Annotated in this window: 22 protein-coding genes and 1 pseudogene; 9 read left to right on the top strand and 14 right to left on the bottom strand. The window is 53.5% G+C overall.

Features of this window, described 5'->3' with window-relative positions:
* Positions 1-67 precede the first annotated feature (67 nt).
* Positions 68-166 carry a small membrane protein YmiC gene (gene ymiC / locus ACHHZ6_RS00395; RefSeq protein WP_230857801.1) on the top strand — a complete coding sequence of 33 codons (99 nt, stop codon included), beginning with the start codon at positions 68-70 and terminating at the stop codon, positions 164-166.
* A 164-nt stretch (positions 167-330) separates the two neighbouring features.
* On the top strand, positions 331-3,006 hold the full coding sequence (acnA, locus tag ACHHZ6_RS00390) for an aconitate hydratase AcnA (RefSeq protein WP_395121490.1): 2,676 nt from the start codon (positions 331-333) through the stop codon (positions 3,004-3,006).
* A gap of 46 nt (positions 3,007-3,052) precedes the next feature.
* On the opposite strand, the gene ribA is transcribed toward acnA, so the two are convergent.
* Positions 3,053-3,643: a GTP cyclohydrolase II gene (gene ribA / locus ACHHZ6_RS00385; protein WP_182271649.1), complete on the bottom strand. Its 591-nt coding sequence runs from the start codon at positions 3,641-3,643 to the stop codon at positions 3,053-3,055.
* A gap of 197 nt (positions 3,644-3,840) precedes the next feature.
* On the opposite strand from ribA, the gene pgpB reads away from it, so the two are divergent.
* From pgpB to yciH, 5 genes are all read left to right on the top strand, one after another.
* Positions 3,841-4,608, top strand: coding sequence for a phosphatidylglycerophosphatase B (gene pgpB, locus ACHHZ6_RS00380; RefSeq protein WP_182271648.1), 768 nt, complete (start codon positions 3,841-3,843; stop codon positions 4,606-4,608).
* Positions 4,609-4,756: 148 nt separating this feature from the next.
* Positions 4,757-5,065 (top strand): LapA family protein, encoded by a 309-nt coding sequence (locus ACHHZ6_RS00375; protein WP_182271647.1) that lies wholly within the window; start codon positions 4,757-4,759, stop codon positions 5,063-5,065.
* Positions 5,066-5,071: 6 nt separating this feature from the next.
* The gene (gene lapB, locus ACHHZ6_RS00370) at positions 5,072-6,241 is read left to right on the top strand and encodes a lipopolysaccharide assembly protein LapB (RefSeq protein WP_182271646.1); all 1,170 of its coding nucleotides are present in this window, start codon (positions 5,072-5,074) and stop codon (positions 6,239-6,241) included.
* Positions 6,242-6,426: 185 nt separating this feature from the next.
* Positions 6,427-7,164 carry an orotidine-5'-phosphate decarboxylase gene (gene pyrF / locus ACHHZ6_RS00365; RefSeq protein ID WP_182271645.1) on the top strand — a complete coding sequence of 246 codons (738 nt, stop codon included), beginning with the start codon at positions 6,427-6,429 and terminating at the stop codon, positions 7,162-7,164.
* On the top strand, positions 7,164-7,490 hold the full coding sequence (yciH, locus tag ACHHZ6_RS00360) for a stress response translation initiation inhibitor YciH (protein WP_395121487.1): 327 nt from the start codon (positions 7,164-7,166) through the stop codon (positions 7,488-7,490). The genes pyrF and yciH overlap by 1 nt, the downstream gene beginning before the upstream one ends.
* Before the next feature lie 106 nt (positions 7,491-7,596).
* Here yciH and osmB read toward each other — a convergent pair whose 3' ends face one another.
* The 3 genes from osmB to ACHHZ6_RS00345 all read right to left on the bottom strand — a co-directional run bounded on the left by osmB (position 7,597) and on the right by ACHHZ6_RS00345 (position 9,054).
* Positions 7,597-7,815, bottom strand: coding sequence for an osmotically-inducible lipoprotein OsmB (gene osmB / locus ACHHZ6_RS00355; RefSeq protein WP_182271643.1), 219 nt, complete (start codon positions 7,813-7,815; stop codon positions 7,597-7,599).
* Positions 7,816-8,075: 260 nt separating this feature from the next.
* Entirely contained in the window at positions 8,076-8,828 is a 753-nt protein-coding gene (locus ACHHZ6_RS00350; protein ID WP_182271642.1) for a DNA-binding transcriptional regulator YciT, read from the bottom strand.
* 43 nt (positions 8,829-8,871) lie between these two features.
* Positions 8,872-9,054 carry a hypothetical protein gene (locus ACHHZ6_RS00345; protein WP_182271641.1) on the bottom strand — a complete coding sequence of 61 codons (183 nt, stop codon included), beginning with the start codon at positions 9,052-9,054 and terminating at the stop codon, positions 8,872-8,874.
* Positions 9,055-9,248: 194 nt separating this feature from the next.
* On the opposite strand from ACHHZ6_RS00345, the gene ACHHZ6_RS00340 reads away from it, so the two are divergent.
* A complete protein-coding gene (locus ACHHZ6_RS00340; protein ID WP_182271640.1) occupies positions 9,249-10,118 on the top strand; it encodes a crotonase/enoyl-CoA hydratase family protein in 870 nt (289 codons plus the stop codon).
* Here the strand turns inward: ACHHZ6_RS00340 and pdeR are convergent.
* From pdeR to pspF, 10 genes and pseudogenes are all read right to left on the bottom strand, one after another.
* Positions 10,115-12,092, bottom strand: a pseudogene (gene pdeR, locus ACHHZ6_RS00335) (cyclic di-GMP phosphodiesterase). The gene ACHHZ6_RS00340 and the pseudogene pdeR overlap by 4 nt on opposite strands.
* Positions 12,093-12,416: 324 nt before the next feature.
* Entirely contained in the window at positions 12,417-14,351 is a 1,935-nt protein-coding gene (locus tag ACHHZ6_RS00330) for an exoribonuclease II (RefSeq protein WP_395121485.1), read from the bottom strand.
* A gap of 88 nt (positions 14,352-14,439) precedes the next feature.
* Positions 14,440-15,426: a CMD domain-containing protein gene (locus tag ACHHZ6_RS00325; RefSeq protein ID WP_196390053.1), complete on the bottom strand. Its 987-nt coding sequence runs from the start codon at positions 15,424-15,426 to the stop codon at positions 14,440-14,442.
* A gap of 153 nt (positions 15,427-15,579) precedes the next feature.
* Entirely contained in the window at positions 15,580-16,368 is a 789-nt protein-coding gene (gene fabI, locus ACHHZ6_RS00320) for an enoyl-ACP reductase FabI (protein WP_182271636.1), read from the bottom strand.
* Between the two features lie 124 nt (positions 16,369-16,492).
* On the bottom strand, positions 16,493-17,299 hold the full coding sequence (sapF, locus tag ACHHZ6_RS00315) for a putrescine export ABC transporter ATP-binding protein SapF (protein ID WP_182271635.1): 807 nt from the start codon (positions 17,297-17,299) through the stop codon (positions 16,493-16,495).
* A gap of 1 nt (position 17,300) precedes the next feature.
* Positions 17,301-18,293 (bottom strand): putrescine export ABC transporter ATP-binding protein SapD, encoded by a 993-nt coding sequence (sapD, locus tag ACHHZ6_RS00310; RefSeq protein WP_182271634.1) that lies wholly within the window; start codon positions 18,291-18,293, stop codon positions 17,301-17,303.
* Positions 18,293-19,183 carry a putrescine export ABC transporter permease SapC gene (gene sapC / locus ACHHZ6_RS00305; RefSeq protein ID WP_182271633.1) on the bottom strand — a complete coding sequence of 297 codons (891 nt, stop codon included), beginning with the start codon at positions 19,181-19,183 and terminating at the stop codon, positions 18,293-18,295. Before sapC ends, sapD begins: the two co-directional genes overlap by 1 nt.
* Positions 19,170-20,135 carry a putrescine export ABC transporter permease SapB gene (gene sapB / locus ACHHZ6_RS00300; protein ID WP_182919963.1) on the bottom strand — a complete coding sequence of 322 codons (966 nt, stop codon included), beginning with the start codon at positions 20,133-20,135 and terminating at the stop codon, positions 19,170-19,172. The genes sapC and sapB overlap by 14 nt, the downstream gene beginning before the upstream one ends.
* Entirely contained in the window at positions 20,132-21,772 is a 1,641-nt protein-coding gene (sapA, locus tag ACHHZ6_RS00295; RefSeq protein ID WP_182919964.1) for an ABC transporter substrate-binding protein SapA, read from the bottom strand. The genes sapB and sapA overlap by 4 nt, the downstream gene beginning before the upstream one ends.
* An 88-nt stretch (positions 21,773-21,860) precedes the next feature.
* Positions 21,861-22,838: a phage shock protein operon transcriptional activator gene (gene pspF, locus ACHHZ6_RS00290; protein WP_395121481.1), complete on the bottom strand. Its 978-nt coding sequence runs from the start codon at positions 22,836-22,838 to the stop codon at positions 21,861-21,863.
* 166 nt (positions 22,839-23,004) lie between these two features.
* Between pspF and pspA the strand changes: the two genes are divergently transcribed.
* The gene (pspA, locus tag ACHHZ6_RS00285; protein WP_395121480.1) at positions 23,005-23,673 is read left to right on the top strand and encodes a phage shock protein PspA; all 669 of its coding nucleotides are present in this window, start codon (positions 23,005-23,007) and stop codon (positions 23,671-23,673) included.
* Positions 23,674-23,696: the final 23 nt, after the last annotated feature.

The following is a 23,696-nucleotide window of genomic DNA, read 5'->3' as shown; positions in this document are numbered from 1 at the left end:
ACATCAGCAATATAGAACTGAGGGCAGACCTCAGAACCTTTAATAAATAAAGTCTGGTGTCCCTGCGATGAATAACATGACAACGCTCAAATACTGGTCGTGGATCGGAGTGTTCTCAGTGTCGATTCTCTTCTGGTGTCAGCTTCTCTGGCTGGCCTTCCACTAAATTGTAAAACCTCGCTACGGCGGGGTTTTTTGTTTTATACCCACTTTGAGCCACTCCAAAATTTGTCCATTTGGGTTGTTATCAAAACGTTACGACATCTTTGTGTTATCTTTAATTACGGCCCTGATGATTGTCAGGGTATCCCTGTAATTATGGAGGAGCTTATGTCGTTAACCCTACGCGAAGCCAGTAAGGACACGTTGCAGGCCGAAAATAAAACCTGGCACTACTATAGCCTGTCGCGGGCAGCCCAAACGCTTGGAGACATTTCGCGTTTACCCAAGTCTTTGAAAGTTCTGCTGGAAAACCTCTTACGCTGGCAGGATGGTGACTCCGTCACCGCCGAGGATATTCACGCTCTGGCAGGGTGGCTAAAGGATGCTCATGCTGACAGAGAAATTGCCTATCGCCCGGCAAGGGTATTGATGCAGGACTTTACCGGTGTTCCTGCCGTTGTTGATTTAGCCGCGATGCGTGAAGCGGTTAAGCGCCTGGGCGGCGATACGGCGAAAGTTAACCCGCTATCCCCCGTTGATCTCGTGATTGACCACTCCGTGACTGTGGATCGCTTTGGCGACGACGATGCTTTTGATGAGAACGTTCGCCTGGAGATGGAACGTAACCACGAGCGCTATGTCTTCCTCAAGTGGGGGCAACAGGCATTCAGCCGTTTCCGCGTTGTTCCACCTGGCACCGGGATTTGTCATCAGGTGAACCTCGAATATCTGGGCAAAGCCGTCTGGAGTGAGCTGCAGGATAAAGAGTGGGTAGCCTATCCTGATACGCTGGTAGGCACTGATTCACATACCACCATGATCAACGGCCTGGGCGTTTTAGGCTGGGGCGTCGGAGGAATTGAGGCCGAAGCGGCGATGCTGGGGCAACCGGTATCGATGCTCATTCCCGATGTGGTGGGCTTTAAGCTCACAGGCAAACTCTCTGAAGGGATCACCGCAACCGATCTGGTGCTGACCGTGACCCAGATGCTGCGCCAGCACGGCGTCGTGGGTAAGTTCGTTGAATTCTATGGCGACGGACTTGATTCGCTCCCGCTGGCGGATCGGGCCACCATCGCCAATATGTCGCCGGAATACGGTGCAACCTGCGGCTTTTTCCCGATTGATGGCGTAACGCTGGAGTACCTGCGCCTGAGTGGCCGCAGTGAAGAACAGGTGGCACTGGTAGAGGCTTACACCAAAGCGCAGGGTATGTGGCGCAATCCTGGCGATGAACCGGTATTCACCAGCACCCTTGAGCTGGACATGGGGACGGTAGAGGCAAGTCTGGCCGGGCCAAAACGTCCGCAGGATCGCGTTGCGTTGAACAATGTGCCGAATGCATTTGCGGCCAGTAACGAACTGGAAGTGAACGCCGCACAAAAAGACCACCGTCCGGTCGACTATGTCATGAACGGACATCAGTACCAGCTCCCTGAAGGAGCCGTTGTGATTGCGGCCATTACCTCCTGTACCAACACGTCGAACCCCAGCGTACTCATGGCCGCCGGGTTGCTGGCAAAAAAAGCGGTGGAGCTGGGGCTGAAACCACAGCCGTGGGTCAAAGCCTCTCTGGCTCCGGGGTCGAAAGTGGTGTCTGATTACCTGGCGAAGGCCAAACTCACGCCATATCTCGATGAGCTGGGGTTTAACCTGGTCGGGTACGGTTGTACCACCTGCATCGGTAACTCTGGCCCGCTACCAGAACCCATTGAAGCGGCAATTAAGCAAGGTGATCTCACCGTCGGTGCCGTGCTTTCCGGAAACCGAAATTTTGAAGGACGTATCCATCCGCTGGTGAAAACCAACTGGCTGGCATCGCCACCGCTGGTTGTGGCCTACGCTCTGGCCGGGAACATGAATATCAACCTGGTGACCGATCCGATTGGCCACGACCGCAATAATGACCCCGTCTATCTCAAGGATATCTGGCCGTCTTCCCGGGAGATCGCCCGCGCCGTTGAGCAGGTATCTACCGCGATGTTCCATAAAGAGTACGCAGAGGTGTTTGAAGGTACGCCGGAGTGGAAAGTCATTAACGTGGCCGGTTCCGATACCTACGACTGGCAGGACGATTCAACCTATATCCGCCTGTCGCCGTTCTTTGATGAAATGCAGGTGCAGCCTGAGCCTCTTAAGGATATTCACGGTGCGCGCATTCTGGCGATGCTGGGGGATTCCGTCACCACGGATCATATTTCACCGGCGGGGAGTATCAAAGCCGACAGTCCGGCAGGCCGCTACCTGCAAAGCCATGGCGTGGAACGGCGGGATTTTAACTCCTACGGTTCACGCCGTGGTAACCACGAAGTGATGATGCGCGGGACGTTTGCCAATATCCGTATCCGTAACGAAATGGTACCGGGGGTGGAAGGTGGTATGACGCGTCATTTACCGGGGACGGAGGTCGTTGCGATTTACGATGCTGCAGTCAGGTATCAACAGGAAGGCACGCCGCTGGCCGTCATCGCCGGGAAGGAGTACGGTTCAGGCTCCAGCCGTGACTGGGCTGCGAAAGGACCCCGGTTGTTGGGGGTACGGGTGGTTATTGCTGAATCTTTTGAACGTATTCACCGTTCAAACCTGATCGGGATGGGGATCCTGCCGCTTGAGTTCCCGCAGGGTGTCAGCCGTAAAACACTGGGGCTGACCGGAGAAGAACAGATTGATATTAGCGGTCTGCAGAACCTGCAGCCAGGTAAAACGGTTCCTGTGACGCTCACGCGCGTCGGGGGGAAAACGGAGGTGCTGGAGTGTCGGTGCCGCATCGATACGGCAACAGAGCTGACCTATTACCAGAATGACGGCATTTTACATTATGTGATTCGTAACATGCTGAATTAACAGGATATGCCCGGCGCGCAACGGCGTGGCCGGGCATTAACAAGGATTACTCGCTCAGCAGGTGACCCATTTTGGCGGCTTTGGTATCGAGGTAGTGCGCATTTTTCGGATTACGTCCGACAATCAGCGGTACGCGCTCAACGATATTGATACCGGCTTCTGTCAGGATCTCCACTTTGCGCGGGTTGTTCGTCAGCAGGCGGACTTCATCCACGCCGAGCAGCTTGAACATATCTGCACACAGGGTGAAATCACGCTCGTCAGCGGCAAAACCAAGCTGGTGGTTAGCCTCAACGGTATCGTAACCCTGATCCTGCAACGCGTAGGCGCGGATTTTATTCAGCAGGCCAATGTTGCGGCCTTCCTGACGATGATAAAGCAACACCCCACGGCCTTCCTCAGCAATATGCGACAGCGCGGCTTCAAGCTGGAAACCGCAGTCACAGCGCAGGCTGAACAGGGCGTCACCGGTCAGACATTCCGAGTGAACGCGGGACAGAACCGGCGTTTGTCCTGAAATGTCACCAAACACCAGGGCGACGTGATCCTGCCCGGTTGCCAGTTCTTCAAAACCCACCATCAGGAAATCGCCCCAGGGGGTTGGCAGTTTGGCTTCTGCCACACGTTTAAGCTGCATGTGATTCTCCAGAGTAGGCTGACACGTTTCGTGCCTTTCGCCTGTTTGGCTTTTTGTATCTGTTCATTTTGCCACAAGCTCAGCGTGTTCGCCTAATTGCCGCCATGCTATACGAACGTTAAACGCACGATCCGACATCTCCACGCATCCAGTGAAATTCAGTTATGATTGTGACGCTTAGCGAAAAAGGAGAAGACATGCTTTCAATCGCCAGACGAACGGCAGCGGGCGCGGCCATCTTACTTATTATGCCTCTGGCTGTGTGGATATCAGGCTGGATGTGGCAGCCCGGGCAAAATGCCTTGTGGCTTAAATCATTGTACTGGGTCACCGAAACGGTCACGCAACCGTGGGGGATTATCACCCATGTGCTGCTCTGTGTCTGGTTTCTGTGGTGTCTGCGTTTTCGACTACGCCCGGCGTTGATGCTTTTTGTCATTCTCGGCGTGGCTATCCTGGTTGGCCAGGGCGTGAAATCCTGGGTGAAAGATCACGTTCAGGAACCGCGTCCTTTTGTTGTCTGGCTGGAAAAAGCACACGATATCCCGGTTGATGCGTTCTACAATTTAAAGCGTAAAGATCGCGCGGATCTGGTCAAAGAGCAGCTTGCAGAACAACACGACATTCCGAAATTTTTACGTAAGCACTGGCAAAAAGAAACCGGATTTGCGTTTCCTTCCGGGCATACCATGTTTGCAGCCAGTTGGGCATTGCTTGGGGTTGGACTACTGTGGCCGCGCCGTCGGACGCTAACCATCGCGGTGTTACTGGCCTGGGCAACGGCAGTGATGGGAAGCCGCTTACTGTTGGGGATGCACTGGCCGCGTGATCTGATCGTGGCGACGCTCATCTCCTGGGTGCTGGTGACGTTTGCGACGTGGCTTGCTGAACGGCTCTGCGGGCCACTGACTCCACCTCCGGAAGAGAAGCAAGAAATCGCTGAAAGGGAACAAACTGGGGTGTGAAGGTTGATATTACGTCTTTTGCCCATAAATCCATGACTGGTGCGTCACTTTTTCCGTTTCGCGCCCGTCACTAAAATGGTAGTTTATAAGACTGATTACGGTGAGTTGAACACACTTTATTCGCTTGAACCACATAACGGGAAGTAATGTGAAATATTTACTCATTTTCTTACTGGTGTTGGCGATTTTTGTCATTTCAGTCACGCTGGGCGCACAAAACGATCAACTGGTGACGTTTAATTATCTGCTGGCGCAGGGCGAGTATCGGGTGTCGAGCCTGCTTGCTGTCTTATTCGCGGCGGGTTTTGCCATCGGCTGGCTGGTTTGTGGCCTGTTCTGGCTGAAAACCCGTGTTTCTCTTGTGCGCGCTGAACGTAAAATTAAACGACTCGAACATCACATTGCGCCTGCGTCCGACGTTCCGGAAAGCTCTGGTGTACCGGTAGTCAAGGAATAATCGAATATGCTCGAGTTGTTGTTTCTGCTTCTGCCTGTAGCTGCAGCCTATGGCTGGTATATGGGTCGCAGAAGTGCGCAACAAACAAAACAGGATGAAGCCAACCGGCTCTCCCGCGACTATGTTGCGGGGGTGAACTTCCTCCTGAGCAATCAACAGGACAAAGCGGTAGACCTGTTCCTCGACATGCTGAAAGAGGACACCGGCACCGTTGAAGCGCATCTCACCCTGGGAAACCTGTTCCGCTCTCGCGGAGAAGTTGACCGCGCCATCCGCATTCACCAGACCCTCATGGAAAGTGCCTCGTTAACCTACGAACAGCGTCTGCTGGCGGTGCAACAGCTGGGCCGGGACTACATGGCAGCGGGGTTGTACGATCGTGCTGAAGACATGTTCTCACAGCTGGTGGATGAAACTGATTTCCGCATCAGCGCTCTGCAGCAATTGCTGCAGATTTATCAGGCCACAAGTGACTGGCAGAAAGCCATTGATACCGCCGAGCGGCTGGTGAAGCTGGGGAAAGACAAGCAGCGCGTTGAGATAGCGCATTTCTACTGTGAGCTTGCTCTGCAGCAAATGGGCAACGACGACATGGATAAAGCCATGACGTTGCTGAAGAAAGGGGCCGCCGCAGATCGCAATAGCGCGCGCATCTCCATTATGATGGGGCGCGTCTTTATGGCGAAAGGTGAGTTTGCCAAAGCCGTTGAAAACCTGTTACGGGTCATCGACCAGGATAAAGAGCTGGTCAGTGAAACACTGGAAATGCTGCAAACCTGCTATCAACAGCTGGATAAACAGGATGAGTGGGTCACGTTCCTGCGTCGTTGTGTGGAAGAAAATACCGGTGCAACGGCCGAACTGATGCTCTCTGACGTGGTTGAGCAGCATGAAGGCAGTGACACTGCGCAGGTCTACATCACCCGTCAGCTGCAGCGCCATCCAACCATGCGCGTCTTCCATAAGCTGATGGATTACCACCTGAACGACGCAGAAGAAGGGCGCGCCAAAGAGAGCCTGATGGTACTGCGTGACATGGTCGGCGAGCAGGTACGCAGCAAACCACGATACCGCTGCCAGAAGTGCGGTTTTACTGCCTATACGCTGTACTGGCACTGTCCGTCATGCCGGGCATGGTCGACGATTAAGCCAATACGCGGCCTCGACGGGCAATAGTTTTTTAAAACACTTTATTTTAGTTACAACATACTGATGGTTTTTTAAAGACCGTTCGGTTCCGTGCGGAACTCAGCCTGGCAGGAAAGAAAATCGATTCTGTCAATTTGCGGCGTTGGCAGGTAGAATGCTGGCCGTTTATCTGTTCCGCGCCGCTGCGCGCCCATAGACGAAAAGGGCTGGTCATGACGTCTGTTACTTCCTCCGCTTCCCGCGTAGTTACCGATTCTCCTGTTGTTGTTGCTCTCGATTACAATAAGCGTGACGCCGCGCTGGCCTTCGTCGACGGTATTGATCCTCGCGACTGCCGCCTGAAAGTCGGCAAAGAAATGTTCACGCTATTTGGTCCGCAAATCGTTCGCGATCTGCAACAGCGCGGTTTTGACGTTTTCCTCGACCTGAAATTCCATGATATCCCGAACACAACGGCGCACGCCGTTGCCGCTGCCGCTGAGCTGGGCGTATGGATGGTGAACGTTCATGCATCGGGTGGGGCGAGAATGATGACGGCCGCCCGTGAGGCGCTTGTACCGTTTGGCAACGATGCACCTTTACTGATTGCGGTGACTGTGCTGACCAGTATGGATGAAAGTGATTTACGCGATCTGGGTGTGACGTTGTCACCTGCTGAGCATGCAGAACGTCTGGCGCGTCTGGCGCAAAATTGCGGTCTTGATGGTGTCGTCTGTTCGGCACAGGAAGCAGTGCGCTTCAAAAAAGAGCTGGGCCAGGATTTCAAACTGGTGACGCCGGGGATCCGTCCAGCGGGCAGCGAAATTGGCGATCAGCGCCGTATTATGACGCCTGAGCAGGCAATGGCTGCAGGCGTAGACTATATGGTAATTGGGCGTCCGGTGACGCAATCAGCAAACCCGGCAGAGACGCTTAAGGCTATCAACGCCTCACTGAAAAAGGGGGCGTAATGAGCGATTCTAACAGCCGTCTGGTCTATTCAACCGAAACCGGACGCATTGATGAGCCGAAAGCGAAAACGGAACGCCCGAAGGGGGATGGCATCGTTCGCATTCAGCGCCAAACCAGCGGCCGAAAAGGAAAGGGCGTGTGTCTGCTCTCCGGTCTTGATCTGGATGACGCGGAGCTGGCAAAGCTGGCGGCAGAGCTGAAGAAGAAATGCGGATGCGGCGGTGCCGTGAAAGACGGTATTATCGAAATACAGGGTGATAAGCGTGATTTAATTAAATCGTTGCTTGAAGCCAAAGGTATGAAAGTAAAACTGGCAGGTGGTTAAAATAAATGAGCCCCGGTTAATACCGAGGCTCTTTTTTTTACGTGCGTAAGTCAGACCTGCAATGTGCTCAATATATATCTTTATGCCGGTGGAGGCGTTTTAGTGGTTATTTGCCCACCTGGTGACCGATAATACCACCGACAGCTGCACCACCTAATGTGCCCAGCGTACTACCATCTGTTAATATTGCGCCACCGAGAGCGCCCGCGCCGGCACCAAGGGCGGTGTTACGATCGCGTTTAGACCAGTTAGAGCACGCGCTCAGGGACATTGCTACGGTGATGGCCAGAACAGCGGCGGCTAATTTTTTGCTGGTTAAAGACATAATACGTTCTCCTGAATTATCGATTCACAGAAAGGAGTACCCTTTAAGTATAGACAAGCTGCATACTTAAAATCCGTTCCCGTGAAAGCTGGTCGCGCAGGTGTACATAATCACGCAGGTGATAGTCACTTCCTGTTATATCGCTAATAATAATTCTACGTCTTTGAGGTAGATTAAACAGGTAAAAACTCTTAAAGGAGGGATGAGAATTATCTCAGACGAGGGGGAGGGTGCGCCCGGAATTCAGGCGCAAAAGAGCTTCAGGACGATTTCTTAATAATGTCGACAATAAGGCCATCACGTTCGAGTTGATGACGGTGGTCATTGCTCAGGCGATCGTCGGTAATGACGCGACTAAAGCGAGATATCGGCCCCATCATGTAGGGATGAACCGCACCAAATTTTGAACTGTCGGTAAGCACAATGGCTTCACACTCTTTTTCCAGCACGGCGTTAACCACATCCGAGCGCATCATATCCCGGCCGGTGAAACCTGTTTCTGGTTGCCAGCCGTCAATGCCGATGAAGGCCTTACTGAAATGTACCTGCTGTACATACTGACGAGTGAGTGGGCCAACCATGCTCTCGCTTTTTTTCTGGTAGATCCCACCCAACAGAATCACTTCGCAGTGCGTCTCCTTGAGCAAATGCGCAATATAACTACTGACGGTGATAATAGTGACGTTTTTTTGATCGGCAAGTGTGCGCGCCAGAAGAGCGTTGCAGCTGCCATTCTCAATAAAGACCGTTTCGCCATTGCTCACTAAAGACGCAGCAAACTCTGCCAGTTCTCGCTTCAGGGCATAGTTGTTCATCATGCGCGTTTCAACGTCCTCACTGTCGAGTGGGACGGCATAGCCATGCGCACGACGCAGGTAGCTCTGTTTTTCCAGAAGATTGAGATCCTGACGGATTGTGACTTCAGAAACACCTGTTGTTTTGGCGAGATCGACCACGCTCACGCGTCCCTGATCGATGACCATCTGCAAAATAATTTGTTGTCGGGAATTCATAGCATCCATTTAATAAAGCGAAACGAGGTCGGAAACGGTGTGATTACACTTCCCACGGGGCTTTGGGCTGTGTGTTTTCAGCTGTAATTTCGCTGCCATTTTGCGCCAGAAGCTCTGATTTCAGGATCTCAAGGTTACGGATCGCAGAGTGATAATCACCTGCAACCAGTATATCCAGCACCGTATCAATACGTTGTGCCACGGTTAGTGTATCAATGTTAGCCATAATCTCACCTCAGGCGCGAAAAGTTAATATTTTCAATGATGCAGAAAATGGATTCAAAAGAGAAGGGAAAAAAATGCAATAACTAAATTACATAAATGAAAGTGATAATTTTATCTCCTCTCATGCAGCAGGCTTAATGAGTGGATTAGTCTAAAACTGCGCGCAAGGCGCTTTTTTATATGAGGAATTAGACTATGACAGTTATTAACCAATCTACCTGTACGCTGTTTACCGATGCTGAACGTTTCACTCAGCTGGCAGGCTATTATGAGGCGGAACGTCGCACGGTCTGGATGATGTTGCGGGCGGAGCCACGACCTTGTTTTAACCATGCATTGATTGAGGAGATCATGAACCTCTCCTGGCTGGTACGGCAATCCGGTTTTGTTGTCGATTTTTGGGTAACCGGGTCGCTCGTACCGGATATGTACAATGCAGGTGGAGACTTGCAGTTTTTCGTGGACTGCATTCAGAACGGGCGTCGGGAAGCGTTACGTGCGTATGCCCGAGCCTGTGTCGATTGCGTACATGCGGCTTCACGGGGGTTTGATACGGGTGCTATCACACTGGCGATGGTCGAAGGAAGTGCATTAGGCGGTGGGTTTGAGGCCGCTCTGGCGCACCATTTTGTTCTGGCCCAGCGCGATGCCCGCTTAGGTTTCCCTGAAATTGCCTTTAACCTGTTCCCGGGCATGGGGGGGTATTCGCTGGTTGCACGTCGTTCAGGCATGAAGTTGGCAGAGGAACTCATCTATAAAGGGGAGTCTCATACGGCAGAATGGTACGAACAGCATGGGTTAGTGGATGTGCTGTTTGAACCTGGGCAGGGCTATGTCTCCGTACGTACGTTTATTGATACGCTGCTGCCGAAACTGAACGGTGTAAGGGCAATGTTGCGTGCCCGTACTCGCGTTCTGCAACTGCCTCGCAGCGAATTGATGGATATTACGGAAGACTGGGTCGATGCCGCGTTCTGCCTCGAACCTAAAGACATCGCCTATATGGAGCGCCTCGTTATGCTGCAAAACCGCCATCATGCGGCGGGATTACGCAAAGCCAGTTAACGCATCTTTCGCGACTGATAACGTTTTAGCCATCGCTCGAATGCGGCAGCGGGCATTGGCTTAGCAAACAAGAAACCCTGCCGTTCGTTGACGCCGTTCTTCGTCAGAAAGGCGTCTTCTTTTGCACTTTCCACACCTTCGGCAATAACCTGCAGGTTTAACGCCTGCGCAACGGCCACAATGGCCCGCACCAAAGATTGCGAGAATATCCCGGACAAAAGACTGGTCGAGCTTGATGGCATCAATGGGGAACCGCGCCAGCTGTGAAAGGGAGGAATACCCGGTACCAAAATCGTCCAGATGAATTTGTGCGCCAAGCTGGCTGAATTGCTGGATCACAGAGAGCGCCAGCTCCTCGTTTTCGATCAGACAACTTTCGGTCAATTCAACGTCGACAGGGCAGTATTCAAAATTCAGATCCTTAAGCGCCTGCTTTAAATCGCTGAAAATGGTTTGATCGGCCAACTGCCGCGCAGAGACGTTCACCGCCACGCGCAGGTTAATGCCCTTGTCACGCCATTTAGCCACCTGCCGAACCACGTCAAGCATGACCCAACGACCAAGCGGCACAATCAGGCCGGACTCTTCGGCATACGAGATAAATTCCAGCGGAGGGATCAGCCCACGCTCTGGTGACTGCCAGCGCACCAATGCTTCAAGACTTCTGACTTCACCGCGCCAGGTCACTTTAGGCTGGTAGTGGATCAGGAGCTGATCGTTATCCAGTGCTTTACGCAGGTTGGTATCCAGCCAGAGATATTCAAAAACGCGCTGGTTCATTTCTGGTGAGAAAACGCAGAACTTGCCCCGACCATTCTCTTTTGCGGTATACATGGCGGTATCCGCATTACGGATAACGCTTTCCCGATCGTTACCGTGCTGTGGAGCCAGGGCGATACCCAGCGAACAGCCCGTGTAAATTTCAATCAGACCGATTCTGAACGGCTGACGCAGACGGGTCAGAATACGCGACGCCATCGCTTCCAGAGAGCTCTGCGACGTTTCTGTCGCCATGACAATAAACTCATCGCCGCCGAGTCGCGCCAGTACCTGGCCTTCATCCAGACAGCTGAGGATGGCGAGGGCAACAGCCTGCAACAACTGGTCGCCAAACATATGTCCGTAGGCATCGTTGACCTTCTTGAAGTTATCCAGATCGAGGTACACCACGCCGACCTGATTTTCCCCACGGGCGTCGATGGCATCAGAAATCAGTTCGTGAATGGCATTCCGGTTTGGCAACCCGGTAATGGTATCAGTGTTGGCCAGCACGCGCAGGCGCTCCTGGGCGCGGCGTTCTTCCGTAATGTCGGTACCTGAACAGATAAGGAAAATTTCATTTTTACCGCTGCCGCTGTGCACAAATTTGTTTCTGAACAGAAACAATCTTTGCCCTTTGCGCGTTTTGATCCAGCGCTCAACTTCGTAGGAACTGCCGTTACGAAAGAAACCGGTAATATTACGTTTAGACGCAGCCGCTTCGCTGCGGCTCATGAACAGCTTAAACACGTTCTGACCAATGACTTCTTGCTCTTTCAGACCGGTGTACTCTTCACTCAGACGGTTGAAACGCTGAATATTGCCATGCTGATCGAGGATAACAATGACGGAGTTGGCTTCTGATACAACCTGTTCGGCAAATGAGAGGCCCTGCACCAGATCGCGGGCGACAGAAGGGGTGTCATTCCAGGCGGAGGCCGTGCCAGCCCACTCTTTTTTACTGATTTTACGGCCAACGAGATGCACAGGGACATCTGCCCCGTACAGAGAAAGTGACATTGTGATACTGGAAGTAATAACCGTCAGCTGGCGAATAAGATCCGCTTGCTCATCAGTGAGTGCGACCACCTGAATGACATCGGTATTTTCGCTGGCGGCCAGATGCAGAGCATTGCTGTCCGCTGTCAGTCGCCACCAGGGGCTGTGAGTGCCCATGTAACGAAACAGCAAATTCTGCTCCAGATCGTCCATCATATTCTCTCCTGCGGCTGCTCGTTAGCGCAAAAAATATTCATCGGCAGTCGACTTTTCCGTAGTAAAAGAGCGGCAAAACCGAAGTGAACTTATTGTTTTTCCCTATTTTCTTATATTAAAACGACTCGGGTAAAAAAGGATACTCAACGTATAAAAATTCACGTAAACGAACATTACGACACTCTTTTACTGTAGATAACTCTGGCGATTTTGGGTGACTGGAGATTGAAAATAGTAAGAAAAAATGATGTTTTCGTTGTACGGGGGAAAAACAGAAAATGTTGGCCCAATCTTAATGGAAAGGGCCAACATTTTAACAGGTTATCAGGCGACAGGGCGCGCGATAATACTGCGGGTTTCCATGCGGACTTCGGCAATGTTTACGTCAATCACGTCAGTGACTTTATAAACCGTTTCACCTTTGATTTGCACGGTACCGTTTTCCTGGCTACAGGTCAGTTCATCGCGGACAGCATGCAGGAACGGTGCAGGGATAAAGGCAACAGCACCGTTATCCACCAGGCGTACACGCATGCCACCACGGCTGATATCAATGATCTCAGCAGGGAAGCGGGTCTCGGTACCGGCTTTGTCATTCAGGAAGCGGGCATACAACCAGTCACCAACGTCACGTTCTGCCATACGGTTCAGGCGGCGGCGATCGGCCATCTGCAGGGTGGTGTCATCCTGAGGACGCGCAACGGTTTCACCTTTGATAATCGCTTTCAGCAGGCGGTGGTTAACCATATCGCCATACTTACGGATCGGGGAGGTCCAGGTTGCGTAGGCATCCAGACCCAGGCCGAAGTGCGGGCCAGGTTCCGTGCTGATTTCAGCAAAGGACTGGAACCGGCGAATGCGGCTATCCAGGAAACCGGACGGCTGAGCGTCGAGCTCACGGCGCAGTTTGCAGAAGCCCTGCAGCGTCAGAACTTCTTCCGGGTCAACATGCACATCGTGGTTTTTCAGCAGGGCGGCCAGTGCTTCGGTATTCGCCGGATCGAAGCCCGTGTGGACGTTGTAAATGCCGAAGCCCAGTTTGTCGCGCAGTACTCGTGCGGCGCAGATGTTGGCAGAAATCATGGCTTCTTCAACGATGCGGTTCGCAATGCGACGCGGTTCGGCCACGATATCCAGCACTTCACCTTTTTCACCCAGAACAAAGCGATAATCCGGACGGTCGCGGAAGACCAGCGCATGGGTTTTACGCCATTCGCCACGGTTCAGGCAGATGCGATGCAGCAGACGGATCTGTGCAGCGATGGCGTCTGAGTCCGGCTTCCAGCTGCCGGTGTTCTCCAGCCAGTCTGATACGTCGTCATAAGCCAGTTTGGCTTTCGATTCGATGGTTGCGGCAAAGAATTCGATATCGTCTTCAATCGTACCATCAGCGGCGATGGTCATACGGCAGGCAAGCACCGGACGCACTTCATTCGCCCGCAGCGAGCAGAGGTCGTCAGACAGTTCGCGCGGCAACATCGGGATGTTAAAGCCAGGCAGATAGTTGGTGAACGCGCGAATTTTTGCCGCATCGTCCAGCTTACTGCCTTCGACAATCCACGCGGTAGGGTCAGCAATGGCAACGGTCAAATGCAGCTTGCCATCGGCGCTCTCTTCAGCAAACAGCGCATCGTCCATATCTTCGGTGCTGGCGCTGTCAATGGTGACGAACTCCAGTGCGGTCAGATCGCGACGTGCCAGACCTTCGTCCTGCATCTCTGTCGCGACGCCATTTGGCGCTTCTTTTTCAAGATTATGGCGTGCCAGCGTCACCCACCACGGCACGAAATGGTCGTCGCCAAAGGTGATGAACTGCGTGAGTTCGGCATAGAAACCGCGATCGCCTTTCAGAGGATGACGGCGCATTTCTGCTACGGCCCAGTCACCCTCTTTAAAATCATGCTCAACACCACGCGCGGCGCGGCAAGGAACGGCATCTTTCAGCAGGGGATGGTCTGGAACGATAGAAAGACGATCGTCTTTTCTGTGGATCTTGCCGACGAAACGGGTCAGGAACGGTTCGATCAATGTTTCCGGCTCGGCGGATTCACGTTCCTTCTCGGTATGAATAACGGCAGTGATGCGGTCGCCGTGCATCACTTTCTTCATCTGCGGTGGCGGAATGAAGTAGCTTTTCTGCGCGTCAACTTCAAGGAAGCCAAAGCCCTTTTCCGTGGCTTTTACGACCCCTTCTGCACGCGGCGTCTGGGAATGCAGTTGCTGTTTAAGCTGCGCTAGCAGCGGGTTGTCCTGAAACATAATGTTCTATTTTCGTAGCCATTGAGCGGCTGACAGTTTTACGCGATTCTCACTGTCACAGCAAGGGATCTTTGGGTAATTAGTACGGTTATTCCTCTTTGCCAAGGGCGATGCTAAGGCGTTCGAGCCAGCCTCCAAATGCGCTTTGGGTCAGCAGGTTTATCGCCCGTACAGCAGGGAGCCCTTCGTCCGTCAGCGGAGTAAACTGCGCGGCACTGAAACGGTCTGGTGAATGTGTCAATAACGCTACCGCTGCGGAAAGCGCCAGAAGAGTCGGAGATTCATCTTCGCGGCTGTTTATCAGGATTTCACCCGTCAGATCGAGCAGCGCTGGCTCATGACAAAGCACCGGCGTCAGCTCCTGAAGTGCAGGCTCTGGCTGCCAGCGGGAAAGGGAACCCAACTGATGAGCGTTGGCATAGCGCAGTTCAACAACAGGCAGAATAGACACCCACGTGCGGGCATGGACGGGCAGCGTATGGGGCTGGATATGATGTCCCGGTAACCAGCGTACGGGGTGTCCGAGTAACGCCTGGAAGACGGCGACAACGCGCGCCTGAAAACCGATAAAGCCGATGATCTGGTTAATAAGCACAATGTCATACGTTGTCAAACCTACCTCATCAAGCTGGTTCTGGGCTTTATCGTCGATGACGTCAGGTGAGCTGGCAAGCTGGCGGGCGTACTGAGTAATTTGCGCCAGGCGACGATTGCTTTCGCGTGAGGAATCGGGACCAGGAAGCGGGGTAAGCAGGGCGGCGTAATGGTTACATAGCCTCTGAACGCCGCAGGCCTGGGCCACCGTTAATGCAGTGCTTAGCCTGTCGTAGGCGCTTAACGTATGCAGACGGTTCACTGGGGTATCGCGCGGAAACAGCAGGTGGCATAAAGCTCTGGCAGGGGTAAGCCAGCCAGAACACGCGGCGACAATCTCTTCAGGCAGGGTTAAATCGAGCAAAAAACGGTCGTCGACATTAGCGGCTTCGGGCACCAGCGGCAGGACATCCGACTGTGAGCGATTTGACTGGGTTTCATGATACCAGTGACCTTTGCCGGAAAAACGGCGTTGTTCCATGTGCGTTCCTTGATCTCAAATGGCGATCAATATCCTGGCGTAAGGTGAGCAAGGGGAAAAATATTGTTAGGTGATAACAAATAGCAGAACGGAATAACGAAGGGACGGCGGGGAAGGGAGAACTCTCTTCCCCGACGGGAAGAGAGTGACAGCTTATTTAATTTCCAGCTCGTTCATTGCAGCGATGTTGAAGCCGCCATCAACGTGAACCACTTCGCCGGAGATACCTGCGGAAAGGTCAGAGCACAGGAATGCTGCGGAGTTACCCACGTCTTCGATGGTAACGGTACGGCGAATCGGGGTAACCGCTTCGCAGTGTGCCAGCATTTTACGGAAATCTTTGATGCCGGAAGCCGCCAGGGTGCGGATTGGGCCAGCAGAGATACCGTTAACACGTACGCCTTCCGGACCCATTGCGTTCGCCATGTAGCGTACGTTCGCTTCCAGAGACGCTTTAGCCAGGCCCATAACGTTGTAGTTAGGGATTGCGCGCTCTGCGCCCAGGTAGGACAGGGTCAGCAGGGCAGCACCTGGGTTCAGCATGGTGCGGCAAGATTTAGCCATCGCCACGAAGCTGTAAGAGCTGATGTCGTGCGCGATTTTGAAGCCTTCACGGGTTACCGCGTTCACATAGTCACCGTCCAGCTGATCGCCTGGAGCGAAGCCGATGGAGTGAACGAAGCCGTCGAATTTCGGCCATGCTTTTGCCAGTTCAGCAAACATGCCATCGATGCTTTCGTCTTGCGCAACGTCGCATTCCAGAACAATGCTGGAACCCAGCTGCGCGGCAAACTCTTCAACACGGCCTTTCAGCTTGTCGTTCTGGTAGGTAAACGCCAGCTCAGCGCCTTCGCGGTGCATAGCCTGTGCGATGCCATATGCGATGGACAGTTTGCTGGCAACGCCGGTTACCAGAATGCGCTTACCGGAAAGAAAACCCATAGCTTTGATCCTTATATTCATTGTTGTGGCGATCGTCATCTCAATGGGACAATCGTCGTTAAAACGCGGCGATAATATCACGTGTCGCGTGCTTAGTTAATCCGACCACTCTTTTGACGCACGGTTAACGGTCTTTTCGCCATGCATCAGCGGTTAATGCTTCACCAAAATGTCCGGCAATCAGTCGTTTGGTGAGATCATGAAGCGGGGAGGCCATGACATCTGCGGTACTTCCACGCTCGACAACTTCACCCTGATGCATGACCAGAACCTGGTCGCTGATGTGTTTCATCATGCCAAGATGCTGGGTGACGTAAATATAAGAGATCCCCTGTTTTTCCTGCAATTCCAGCATCAGGTTAATCAGCTGTGAACGCATCGACATATCCAGCGACGCAAGCGCCTCGTCGGCGATGATCACTTTCGGGCGCAGGATTAACGCGCGCGCCAGCCCCAGACGCTGCTTCTGGCCGGGAGCCAGCATATGCGGGTAGTAACTTTCGTGATCGGGCAGCAGCCCAACCATACGCAGGGTTTCAAATATCCGTTTACGACGTGCCTCAGGATCCAGGTTGGTATTCAGCCGCAGCGGAAAGTCCAGGATCTGCGAAATCCGCTGGCGTGGGTTGAGCGATGTCGATGGGTCCTGAAATATCATGCGGATACGCTGGCTGCGGAAAGAGTAATCACCGAATGTCAGGGGATGGTCGTCAATCAGCACTTCGCCACTGGTGGGTTCTACCATTCCCGCGAGCATTTTCGCCAGCGTGGATTTCCCCGAACCGTTCTCGCCGATGATTGCCAGGGTCTGTTTTTCGCGCAGCATAAAGCTCAGTGGTTTCACTGCTTCAACGGTCTGGCGGTGAAACAGCCCTGTACGGTAGCGAAAGGTCTTACTCAGGTTGCGGACTTCCAGCAAAGTTTCGACCATTTCACTCTCTCTCCATGTTCAGCGGGAAATGACAGGCGTAAAGATGATTTTTGGCACCTGTCAGACGCGGCGTCTCAATACATTTACGCTGAGCGTACGGACAGCGTGGCCCCAGACGGCAGCCAATTGGCAGCGACTCCAGCAGCGGGATCGCGCCCGGTAGCGTGTTCAGGCGGCTTTTGTGTGGCATGGCACTGCCAAAATCCGGGATCGCACGGATCAACGCCTGCGTATAGGGGTGGTGCGGCGTGTTGACCAGGTCTTCACTGATGGCGGTTTCAACCGTCTGCCCGCAATACATCACATCAATTTTATCTGCCCATTTGCTGAGCATCTGCAGGTCATGACTGATCAGCAAAATGGTGGTGTTATTGTTCTGGTTCAGACGTGAAAGCAGGCGGAAAATCTGCGCCTGTGTGGTCGGTTCCATCGCATTCGTTGGTTCATCAGCAATCAGTAAACGCGGCTGGTTAGCCAGCGCAATGGCAATCATCACCTTCTGACACTCACCGTCCGTCAGCTCGTAGGGGAAACTGCGCATCGCGTCTTTGTGATCTTTGATCCCGACGCGGTGAAGCAGCTCAATGGCGCGACGTTTGCGCCAGCCGAAACGCTGCCACCAGCGGCCTTTGTACGTCCAGCCGGGAATGTTCTGCATCAGCTGTTTGCCCACGCGCTCCGACGGGTCGAGACAGGATTGTGGCTCCTGGAAAATCATAGAGACGTTATGACCCACCAGCTTGCGGCGCTCGCGCGGAGAGAGGCGCTGCAGGTCGATATCATCAAAACGCATGCGGTCAGCGGTGACGCGCCAGTTGTCTTTCGCCACGCCGCAAATGGCTTTGGCGATCAGGCTCTTTCCTGATCCAGACTCGCCCACCAGACCGCGAATTTCGCCTTCTGCAAGGGTAATACTGATGCGATCGACGGCCTTGACCCAGCCTTCACCGGTTTTGAATTCGATAGTGAGATTGCGGATATCAAGAAGCGGCATTATTGCACCCCCGCATTAATTGCACGGCGAATACCGTCGCCCAGAAGGTTGACAAGCAGCACGCTCACCATAATGGCTGCCCCCGGCAACATGACTGTCCACGGTGCAACGTAGATAAGTTCCAGCGCGTCGCCGAGCATTGCGCCCCATTCAGGTGACGGCAGTTGCGCACCCAAATCGAGGAAACCGAGTGCGGCGATGTCCAGAATTGCCATCGACAGCGCCCGGGTGATCTCGGTGACCAGACCTGACGCGATATTCGGCAGCACGGCAAACCATAAAATATTGGACGTTGTCGCCCCGTCCAGACGGGCTGCGACAACATACTCTTTTTCCAGTTCGTCGTGCACCATGCTGTACACCGAGCGAACGATGCGGGGCAGGATGGCCAGCCAGACGGCGAACATGGCATGCGTCAGGTGCGGTCCGGCGAAGGCCACAACAATAATGGCCAGCAGCAGAGACGGAATAGAGAGCAGGGTGTCCAGAATATGATTCAGCACCGCCGAGCGCAGGCCATGTGTCGACCCGGCAAAAATGCCAAGCGCCAGACCACAAACCGTTGCCCCAAGCGTCACCACAAATGCGCCACCGACCGTCGGAGCTGCGCCGCTCAGCAGGCGGCTTAACACATCGCGGCCAAGATCGTCGGTTCCCAGGAAGAAGGAGACTTCACCGTAGCGCGACCACGACGGAGGCAACAGCTGATAGCCGAGGAACTGCTGATCAATACCATACGGTGCAAACCACGAGCCAAAGATGCAAAGCACAACCAGACCCGCACAGCCATACAGGCCGATCATTGCCGTGGTGTCACCATAGAATTTACGCCACACGGTACGTAACGCACCAGGCGTGCGTTTTTCGCTGTATACGCTATCGTAAGGCATACCATTCCTTATGCTTCAACGGGTTAGCCATTGCACCCAAAATATCGGAAATCACGTTAACAATAATAACCAGTGAGCCGATCACCATCACGCCCGCAGAGAGGGCGGCGTAATCCTGCTGGCGGATGGCGTTAATCATCCAGCGTCCCAGGCCTGGCCAGCTAAAGACCATCTCGGTGATCATCGCCAGGGTCAGCATGGTTGAGAACTGTAGCCCCAGGCGTGGGATAACGGGTGGCAACGCATTGTGCAGGACATGGCGGCGCAAAATGGTCAGACGCGATAACCCGCGCGTGGCGGCGGCTTTGACGTAGTTTTGATCGAACACCTCAATGGTGCTGATCCGCATCAGGCGGATCACTTCGGTTGTCGGGGCCACAGCCAGCGTCAGCACGGGCAATACCATATGACGCAGGGCGCTGACGATCATTTCATGACGCCAGACGGAATCAGACAGCCACGCGTCAACAATCGCAAACCCGGTCACCGTTTTTACTGTATAAAGCAGGTCAAAACGGCCAGAAACCGGCAGCCAGCCCATCGTCAGTGAGAAGAAAAGCGTCAGCAGCAGCGCCAGCCAGAAGATCGGGATTGAGAAGCCGAGCAGAGCGAGGGCGCTGATGAATTTATCCTGCCATTTGTTGCGATAAATCCCCGCCAGCATCCCCACCGGAATGCCCACCATCAGCGCAAAGCCGAAAGCCAGAATGCACAGTTCCATCGTGGCCGGGAACACCACTTTCAGCTGCTCTGAAATAAGCTGACCGTTGATACTGGATACGCCAAAATCCCAGTGCAGCAGGCCGTTAAACCAGAACAGCCACGCGTCCCACAGCGACGAGCCATGAAGCGGGGCGTGTGGGGTGAAATAGCTCAGACTAAAGCCGACAAATGTCAGGAAAAAGAGCGTCACCAGCAGCAGCAAGAGTCGACGCAAGGTAAAAATAATCATGGTTTTTTCACCTCTTGTTCTTTTTCGCGAGAGACGCCCGCGAAGGAGGCGTTACCAAACGGACTCAGTACCAGCCCTTTAATATCGTAACGATAGGCCTGGAGACGCAGGGAAGAGGCGAGTGGTAGCACAGGCAGTTCACGGGCGAGAATGTTTTGCGCTTCGTCATAGGCGTCGATGCGTGAGGCAAGCTGTTGCGACGCGAGCGCTTTTTGCAGTACGGCGTCAAACTCGCGGTTACACCAGTGAGCATAGTTTGTTTGCGAGTTAATGGCTGCACAGCTCAACAGCGGACGGAAGAAGCTGTCCGGGTCATTACTGTCGGTGGCCCAGCCCGTTAACGTCAGGTCATGATTCATATCCATCAGGCGCGCCTCCTGGAAACGACCCTCGACCGGTACGATGACCACTTTGACGCCGACTTGCGCCATATCGGCCTGCAGCAGCTCGGCAGTTTTGAGTGGGCTTGGGTTCCACGCCTGTGAACTGGTCGGTACCCACAGCTGGAGCGTCAGGTTTTCTGCGCCCAGTGCTTTAAGCTGTTCGCGCGCTTTCGCCGGATTGTATTCAGTAATTTTAGCTTCACCGTCATACGCCCAGGAGGCGCGCGGTAAAATAGAGGCAGCCGTTTCAGCCGTACCATAATAGATAGACTGCATCAGTCGCTGGTTGTTAATGGCCAGGGCCAGTGCATGACGCACGGCAGGGTTATTCAGCGGTGGTTTATCGGTGTTAAACGCCAGATATGCGATGTTCATGCCGGGACGTAACGTCAGACGCAGGCGTGGATCGTCGCGCAGAATGGTCAACTGGCTGGCAGCCGGCCAGGCGAGTACGTCGCATTCGCCGGTCAGCAGTTTCGAAAGACGCCCCGTTCCGCCGGAACCGAGATCGACCACCACCTGTGGCATCAGCGGGGTGCCGCGCCAGAAATGTTCATGGCGCTGCAGGCGAATATATTGCCCGGAGCGGTATTCGGCCACCTGGAACGGACCTGTACCGACAGGCTGACGATCAAGTAACTCCTGACGATCGTTTTTGGTCAACTGAGCCGCGTATTCGGCAGACATGACGGATGCATAGTGTGTAGCCAGATGCCACAGGAAAGAGGCATCCGGGCGCGCCAGGGTAAACTCAACCGTCCGGTTATCCAGCTTGCGTACGCTTTTAACGGTGTCGGCAAACTGCAGACTGTCAAAATAAGGGAAGCTTCCCCCGTTAACGTTATGCCACGGATGGTTACGGTTAAAGATACGCTGGAAGGTAAAGACCACATCATCTGCGTTTAGCTTGCGCGTAGGGGTAAACCACGGCGTGTGCTGGAAAGCGACATCATCGCGAAGGCGAAAACGGTAAGTCGCGCCGTTATCCAGCACTTCCCAGCTTTCGGCAAGCTCAGGAACCAGACGATAGGTATACGGGTCAACATCAAGCAGACGATCGTAAAGCTGGGCGGCGAGTGTATCAACAATCAGCCCGCTTCCCGCTTTTTGCGGGTTAAAGGTATCAACCTGGCCGCTGACGCAATAGACGAAGCCGCTATCGCGAATATCAGGAAGCGCAGCCCGCTCGGGCGCAGCAAAGGCCATGTTACTGAACAGGCCAAGTGCAAACAGGGACGATAAAACCAGACGCATAATTTTTAAGGTTTTTAGATTCGATCTGCAAAGTGTATCGCACTTACGCCTGCTTCGTAAAAATGTCTGCGGGTAAGTGCTGATATTGTCAGCGCATTTGATGCTTTTTGAGCAATGCCCTTAATTGATGGTAGGTCAGGCCCAGCAGTTCAGCCGCTCGTTTCTGGTTATATTTCGCCTGCTTCAGGCTCTGCTCAAGCAGCTGTTGTTCCTGTTCGTGCTGGAACTGCCGTAAATCGAGCGGTAACGAGGGGGCGTCGCCAGGTGTTGCTGTTGCTGACATCGGCTGAACATTGCGCTGGAAAGGGTCGAGAATAATGTTGTCCAGCTCCATTTCGCTGTTACCGTGACGGTAGACTGAACGCTCGACCACGTTTTTCAGTTCACGAATGTTCCCCGGCCAGTGGTAAGCAAGCAGCGTCTCCTGAGCATAGTCGCTGAACCCGGGAAAGAGCGGAAGGCCGAGTTCGCGACACATCTGAATCGCAAACTGTTCTGCCAGCAACATGATGTCGCTGCGTCGTTCGCGCAGCGGTGGAAGCTGGACAACGTCAAACGCCAGGCGGTCGAGCAGGTCGGCGCGGAATTTATCTTCAGCGACCATTTCCGGCAGATTGGCATTGGTAGCGCAGACCAGACGAACGTTAACCTGCAGCGGCTGGCTACCGCCGACGCGTTCCAGCTCACCATACTCAATCACGCGCAGCAGTTTTTCCTGCACCAGCATGGGCGCAGTTGCCAGCTCATCCAGGAACAAGGTGCCGCCGTCTGCGCGTTCGAAACGGCCCGGGTGGCGTTTCTGTGCCCCGGTAAAAGCTCCGGCTTCATGGCCGAAGAGTTCGGTATCCAGCAGGTTTTCATTCAGCGCCGCGCAGTTAAGCGAAATGAAGGGCCCGTCCCAGCGTCCGGACAAATAGTGAAGACGGTTGGCAATTAATTCCTTACCGGTACCGCGCTCACCGACGATCAGCACTGGTTTATTAAGCGGGGCGAGGCGGGAAACCTGTTCCAGCACTTCGAGAAAACTGTTTGCCTCGCCGAGTAAATTGTCTTTGTATCCAACCATGATGAAATTCACCACTCATTAGCGATATTCACCAGGTGAATGTAGTGTGGTGGCGATGAAAAATCAACCATAATCATAAAAAACAACAAGATAAAAAGTTGGCATGCAAATTGTATTATCTGTTCAGCAGGGCATTGCCCGATAACAGAAATGTGAGGATTGAATTATGGGTATTTTTTCTCGTTTTGCCGACATCGTGAACGCCAACATCAACTCACTGCTTGAGAAAGCGGAAGATCCGCAGAAGCTGGTACGTCTGATGATTCAGGAAATGGAAGATACGCTGGTTGAAGTGCGTTCAACCTCCGCCCGTGCGCTGGCTGAGAAAAAACAGTTAACGCGCCGCATTGAGCAGGCCACCACTCAGCTTAACGAGTGGCAGGAAAAGGCCGAACTGGCGCTGCGTAAAGATAAAGAAGACCTGGCTCGCGCTGCACTGATTGAAAAACAGAAGCTTGCGGATATGGTCACCGCGCTGGAACATGAAGTGACGCTGGTGGATGATACGCTGACGCGGATGAAGAAAGAGATTGGCGAGCTTGAAAACAAGCTGAGCGAAACCCGTGCACGCCAACAGGCACTGGCACTTCGCCACCAGGCTGCCAGTTCCTCCCGCGATGTTCGCCGTCAGCTGGACAGCGGCAAGCTGGATGAAGCAATGGCGCGTTTTGAATCATTTGAACGCCGTATCGACCAGATGGAAGCGGAAGCAGAAAGCCACAGTATTGGTAAGCAAAAATCGCTGGATCAGCAGTTTGCCGACCTGAAAGCTGACGACGAAATCAGCGAGCAACTGGCGGCACTGAAAGCCAAAATGAAACAAGACAACCAATAATAATTCGTGCGGCACCCGAGTGT

This window comes from Enterobacter cloacae complex sp. 2024EL-00214, assembly GCF_043945575.1.
Classification (GTDB): Bacteria; Pseudomonadota; Gammaproteobacteria; order Enterobacterales; family Enterobacteriaceae; genus Enterobacter; species Enterobacter cloacae_P.
The sequence above is the reverse complement of the archived record's forward strand: the minus strand, read 5'-3'. Positions and strand labels throughout refer to the sequence as shown.

What these genes read in the sequence shown, in the direction of transcription:
- ymiC (WP_230857801.1), top strand. Translation starts at nt 68, where the DNA reads ATGAATAACATGACAACGCTCAAATACTGGTCGTGGATCGGAGTGTTC.
- acnA (WP_395121490.1), top strand. Translation starts at nt 331, where the DNA reads ATGTCGTTAACCCTACGCGAAGCCAGTAAGGACACGTTGCAGGCCGAA.
- ribA (WP_182271649.1), bottom strand. Translation starts at nt 3,643, where the DNA reads ATGCAGCTTAAACGTGTGGCAGAAGCCAAACTGCCAACCCCCTGGGGC.
- pgpB (WP_182271648.1), top strand. Translation starts at nt 3,841, where the DNA reads ATGCTTTCAATCGCCAGACGAACGGCAGCGGGCGCGGCCATCTTACTT.
- lapB (WP_182271646.1), top strand. Translation starts at nt 5,072, where the DNA reads ATGCTCGAGTTGTTGTTTCTGCTTCTGCCTGTAGCTGCAGCCTATGGC.
- pyrF (WP_182271645.1), top strand. Translation starts at nt 6,427, where the DNA reads ATGACGTCTGTTACTTCCTCCGCTTCCCGCGTAGTTACCGATTCTCCT.
- yciH (WP_395121487.1), top strand. Translation starts at nt 7,164, where the DNA reads ATGAGCGATTCTAACAGCCGTCTGGTCTATTCAACCGAAACCGGACGC.
- osmB (WP_182271643.1), bottom strand. Translation starts at nt 7,815, where the DNA reads ATGTCTTTAACCAGCAAAAAATTAGCCGCCGCTGTTCTGGCCATCACC.
- ACHHZ6_RS00350 (WP_182271642.1), bottom strand. Translation starts at nt 8,828, where the DNA reads ATGAATTCCCGACAACAAATTATTTTGCAGATGGTCATCGATCAGGGA.
- ACHHZ6_RS00345 (WP_182271641.1), bottom strand. Translation starts at nt 9,054, where the DNA reads ATGGCTAACATTGATACACTAACCGTGGCACAACGTATTGATACGGTG.
- ACHHZ6_RS00340 (WP_182271640.1), top strand. Translation starts at nt 9,249, where the DNA reads ATGACAGTTATTAACCAATCTACCTGTACGCTGTTTACCGATGCTGAA.
- ACHHZ6_RS00330 (WP_395121485.1), bottom strand. Translation starts at nt 14,351, where the DNA reads ATGTTTCAGGACAACCCGCTGCTAGCGCAGCTTAAACAGCAACTGCAT.
- ACHHZ6_RS00325 (WP_196390053.1), bottom strand. Translation starts at nt 15,426, where the DNA reads ATGGAACAACGCCGTTTTTCCGGCAAAGGTCACTGGTATCATGAAACC.
- fabI (WP_182271636.1), bottom strand. Translation starts at nt 16,368, where the DNA reads ATGGGTTTTCTTTCCGGTAAGCGCATTCTGGTAACCGGCGTTGCCAGC.
- sapF (WP_182271635.1), bottom strand. Translation starts at nt 17,299, where the DNA reads ATGGTCGAAACTTTGCTGGAAGTCCGCAACCTGAGTAAGACCTTTCGC.
- sapD (WP_182271634.1), bottom strand. Translation starts at nt 18,293, where the DNA reads ATGCCGCTTCTTGATATCCGCAATCTCACTATCGAATTCAAAACCGGT.
- sapC (WP_182271633.1), bottom strand. Translation starts at nt 19,183, where the DNA reads ATGCCTTACGATAGCGTATACAGCGAAAAACGCACGCCTGGTGCGTTA.
- sapB (WP_182919963.1), bottom strand. Translation starts at nt 20,135, where the DNA reads ATGATTATTTTTACCTTGCGTCGACTCTTGCTGCTGCTGGTGACGCTC.
- sapA (WP_182919964.1), bottom strand. Translation starts at nt 21,772, where the DNA reads ATGCGTCTGGTTTTATCGTCCCTGTTTGCACTTGGCCTGTTCAGTAAC.
- pspF (WP_395121481.1), bottom strand. Translation starts at nt 22,838, where the DNA reads ATGGTTGGATACAAAGACAATTTACTCGGCGAGGCAAACAGTTTTCTC.
- pspA (WP_395121480.1), top strand. Translation starts at nt 23,005, where the DNA reads ATGGGTATTTTTTCTCGTTTTGCCGACATCGTGAACGCCAACATCAAC.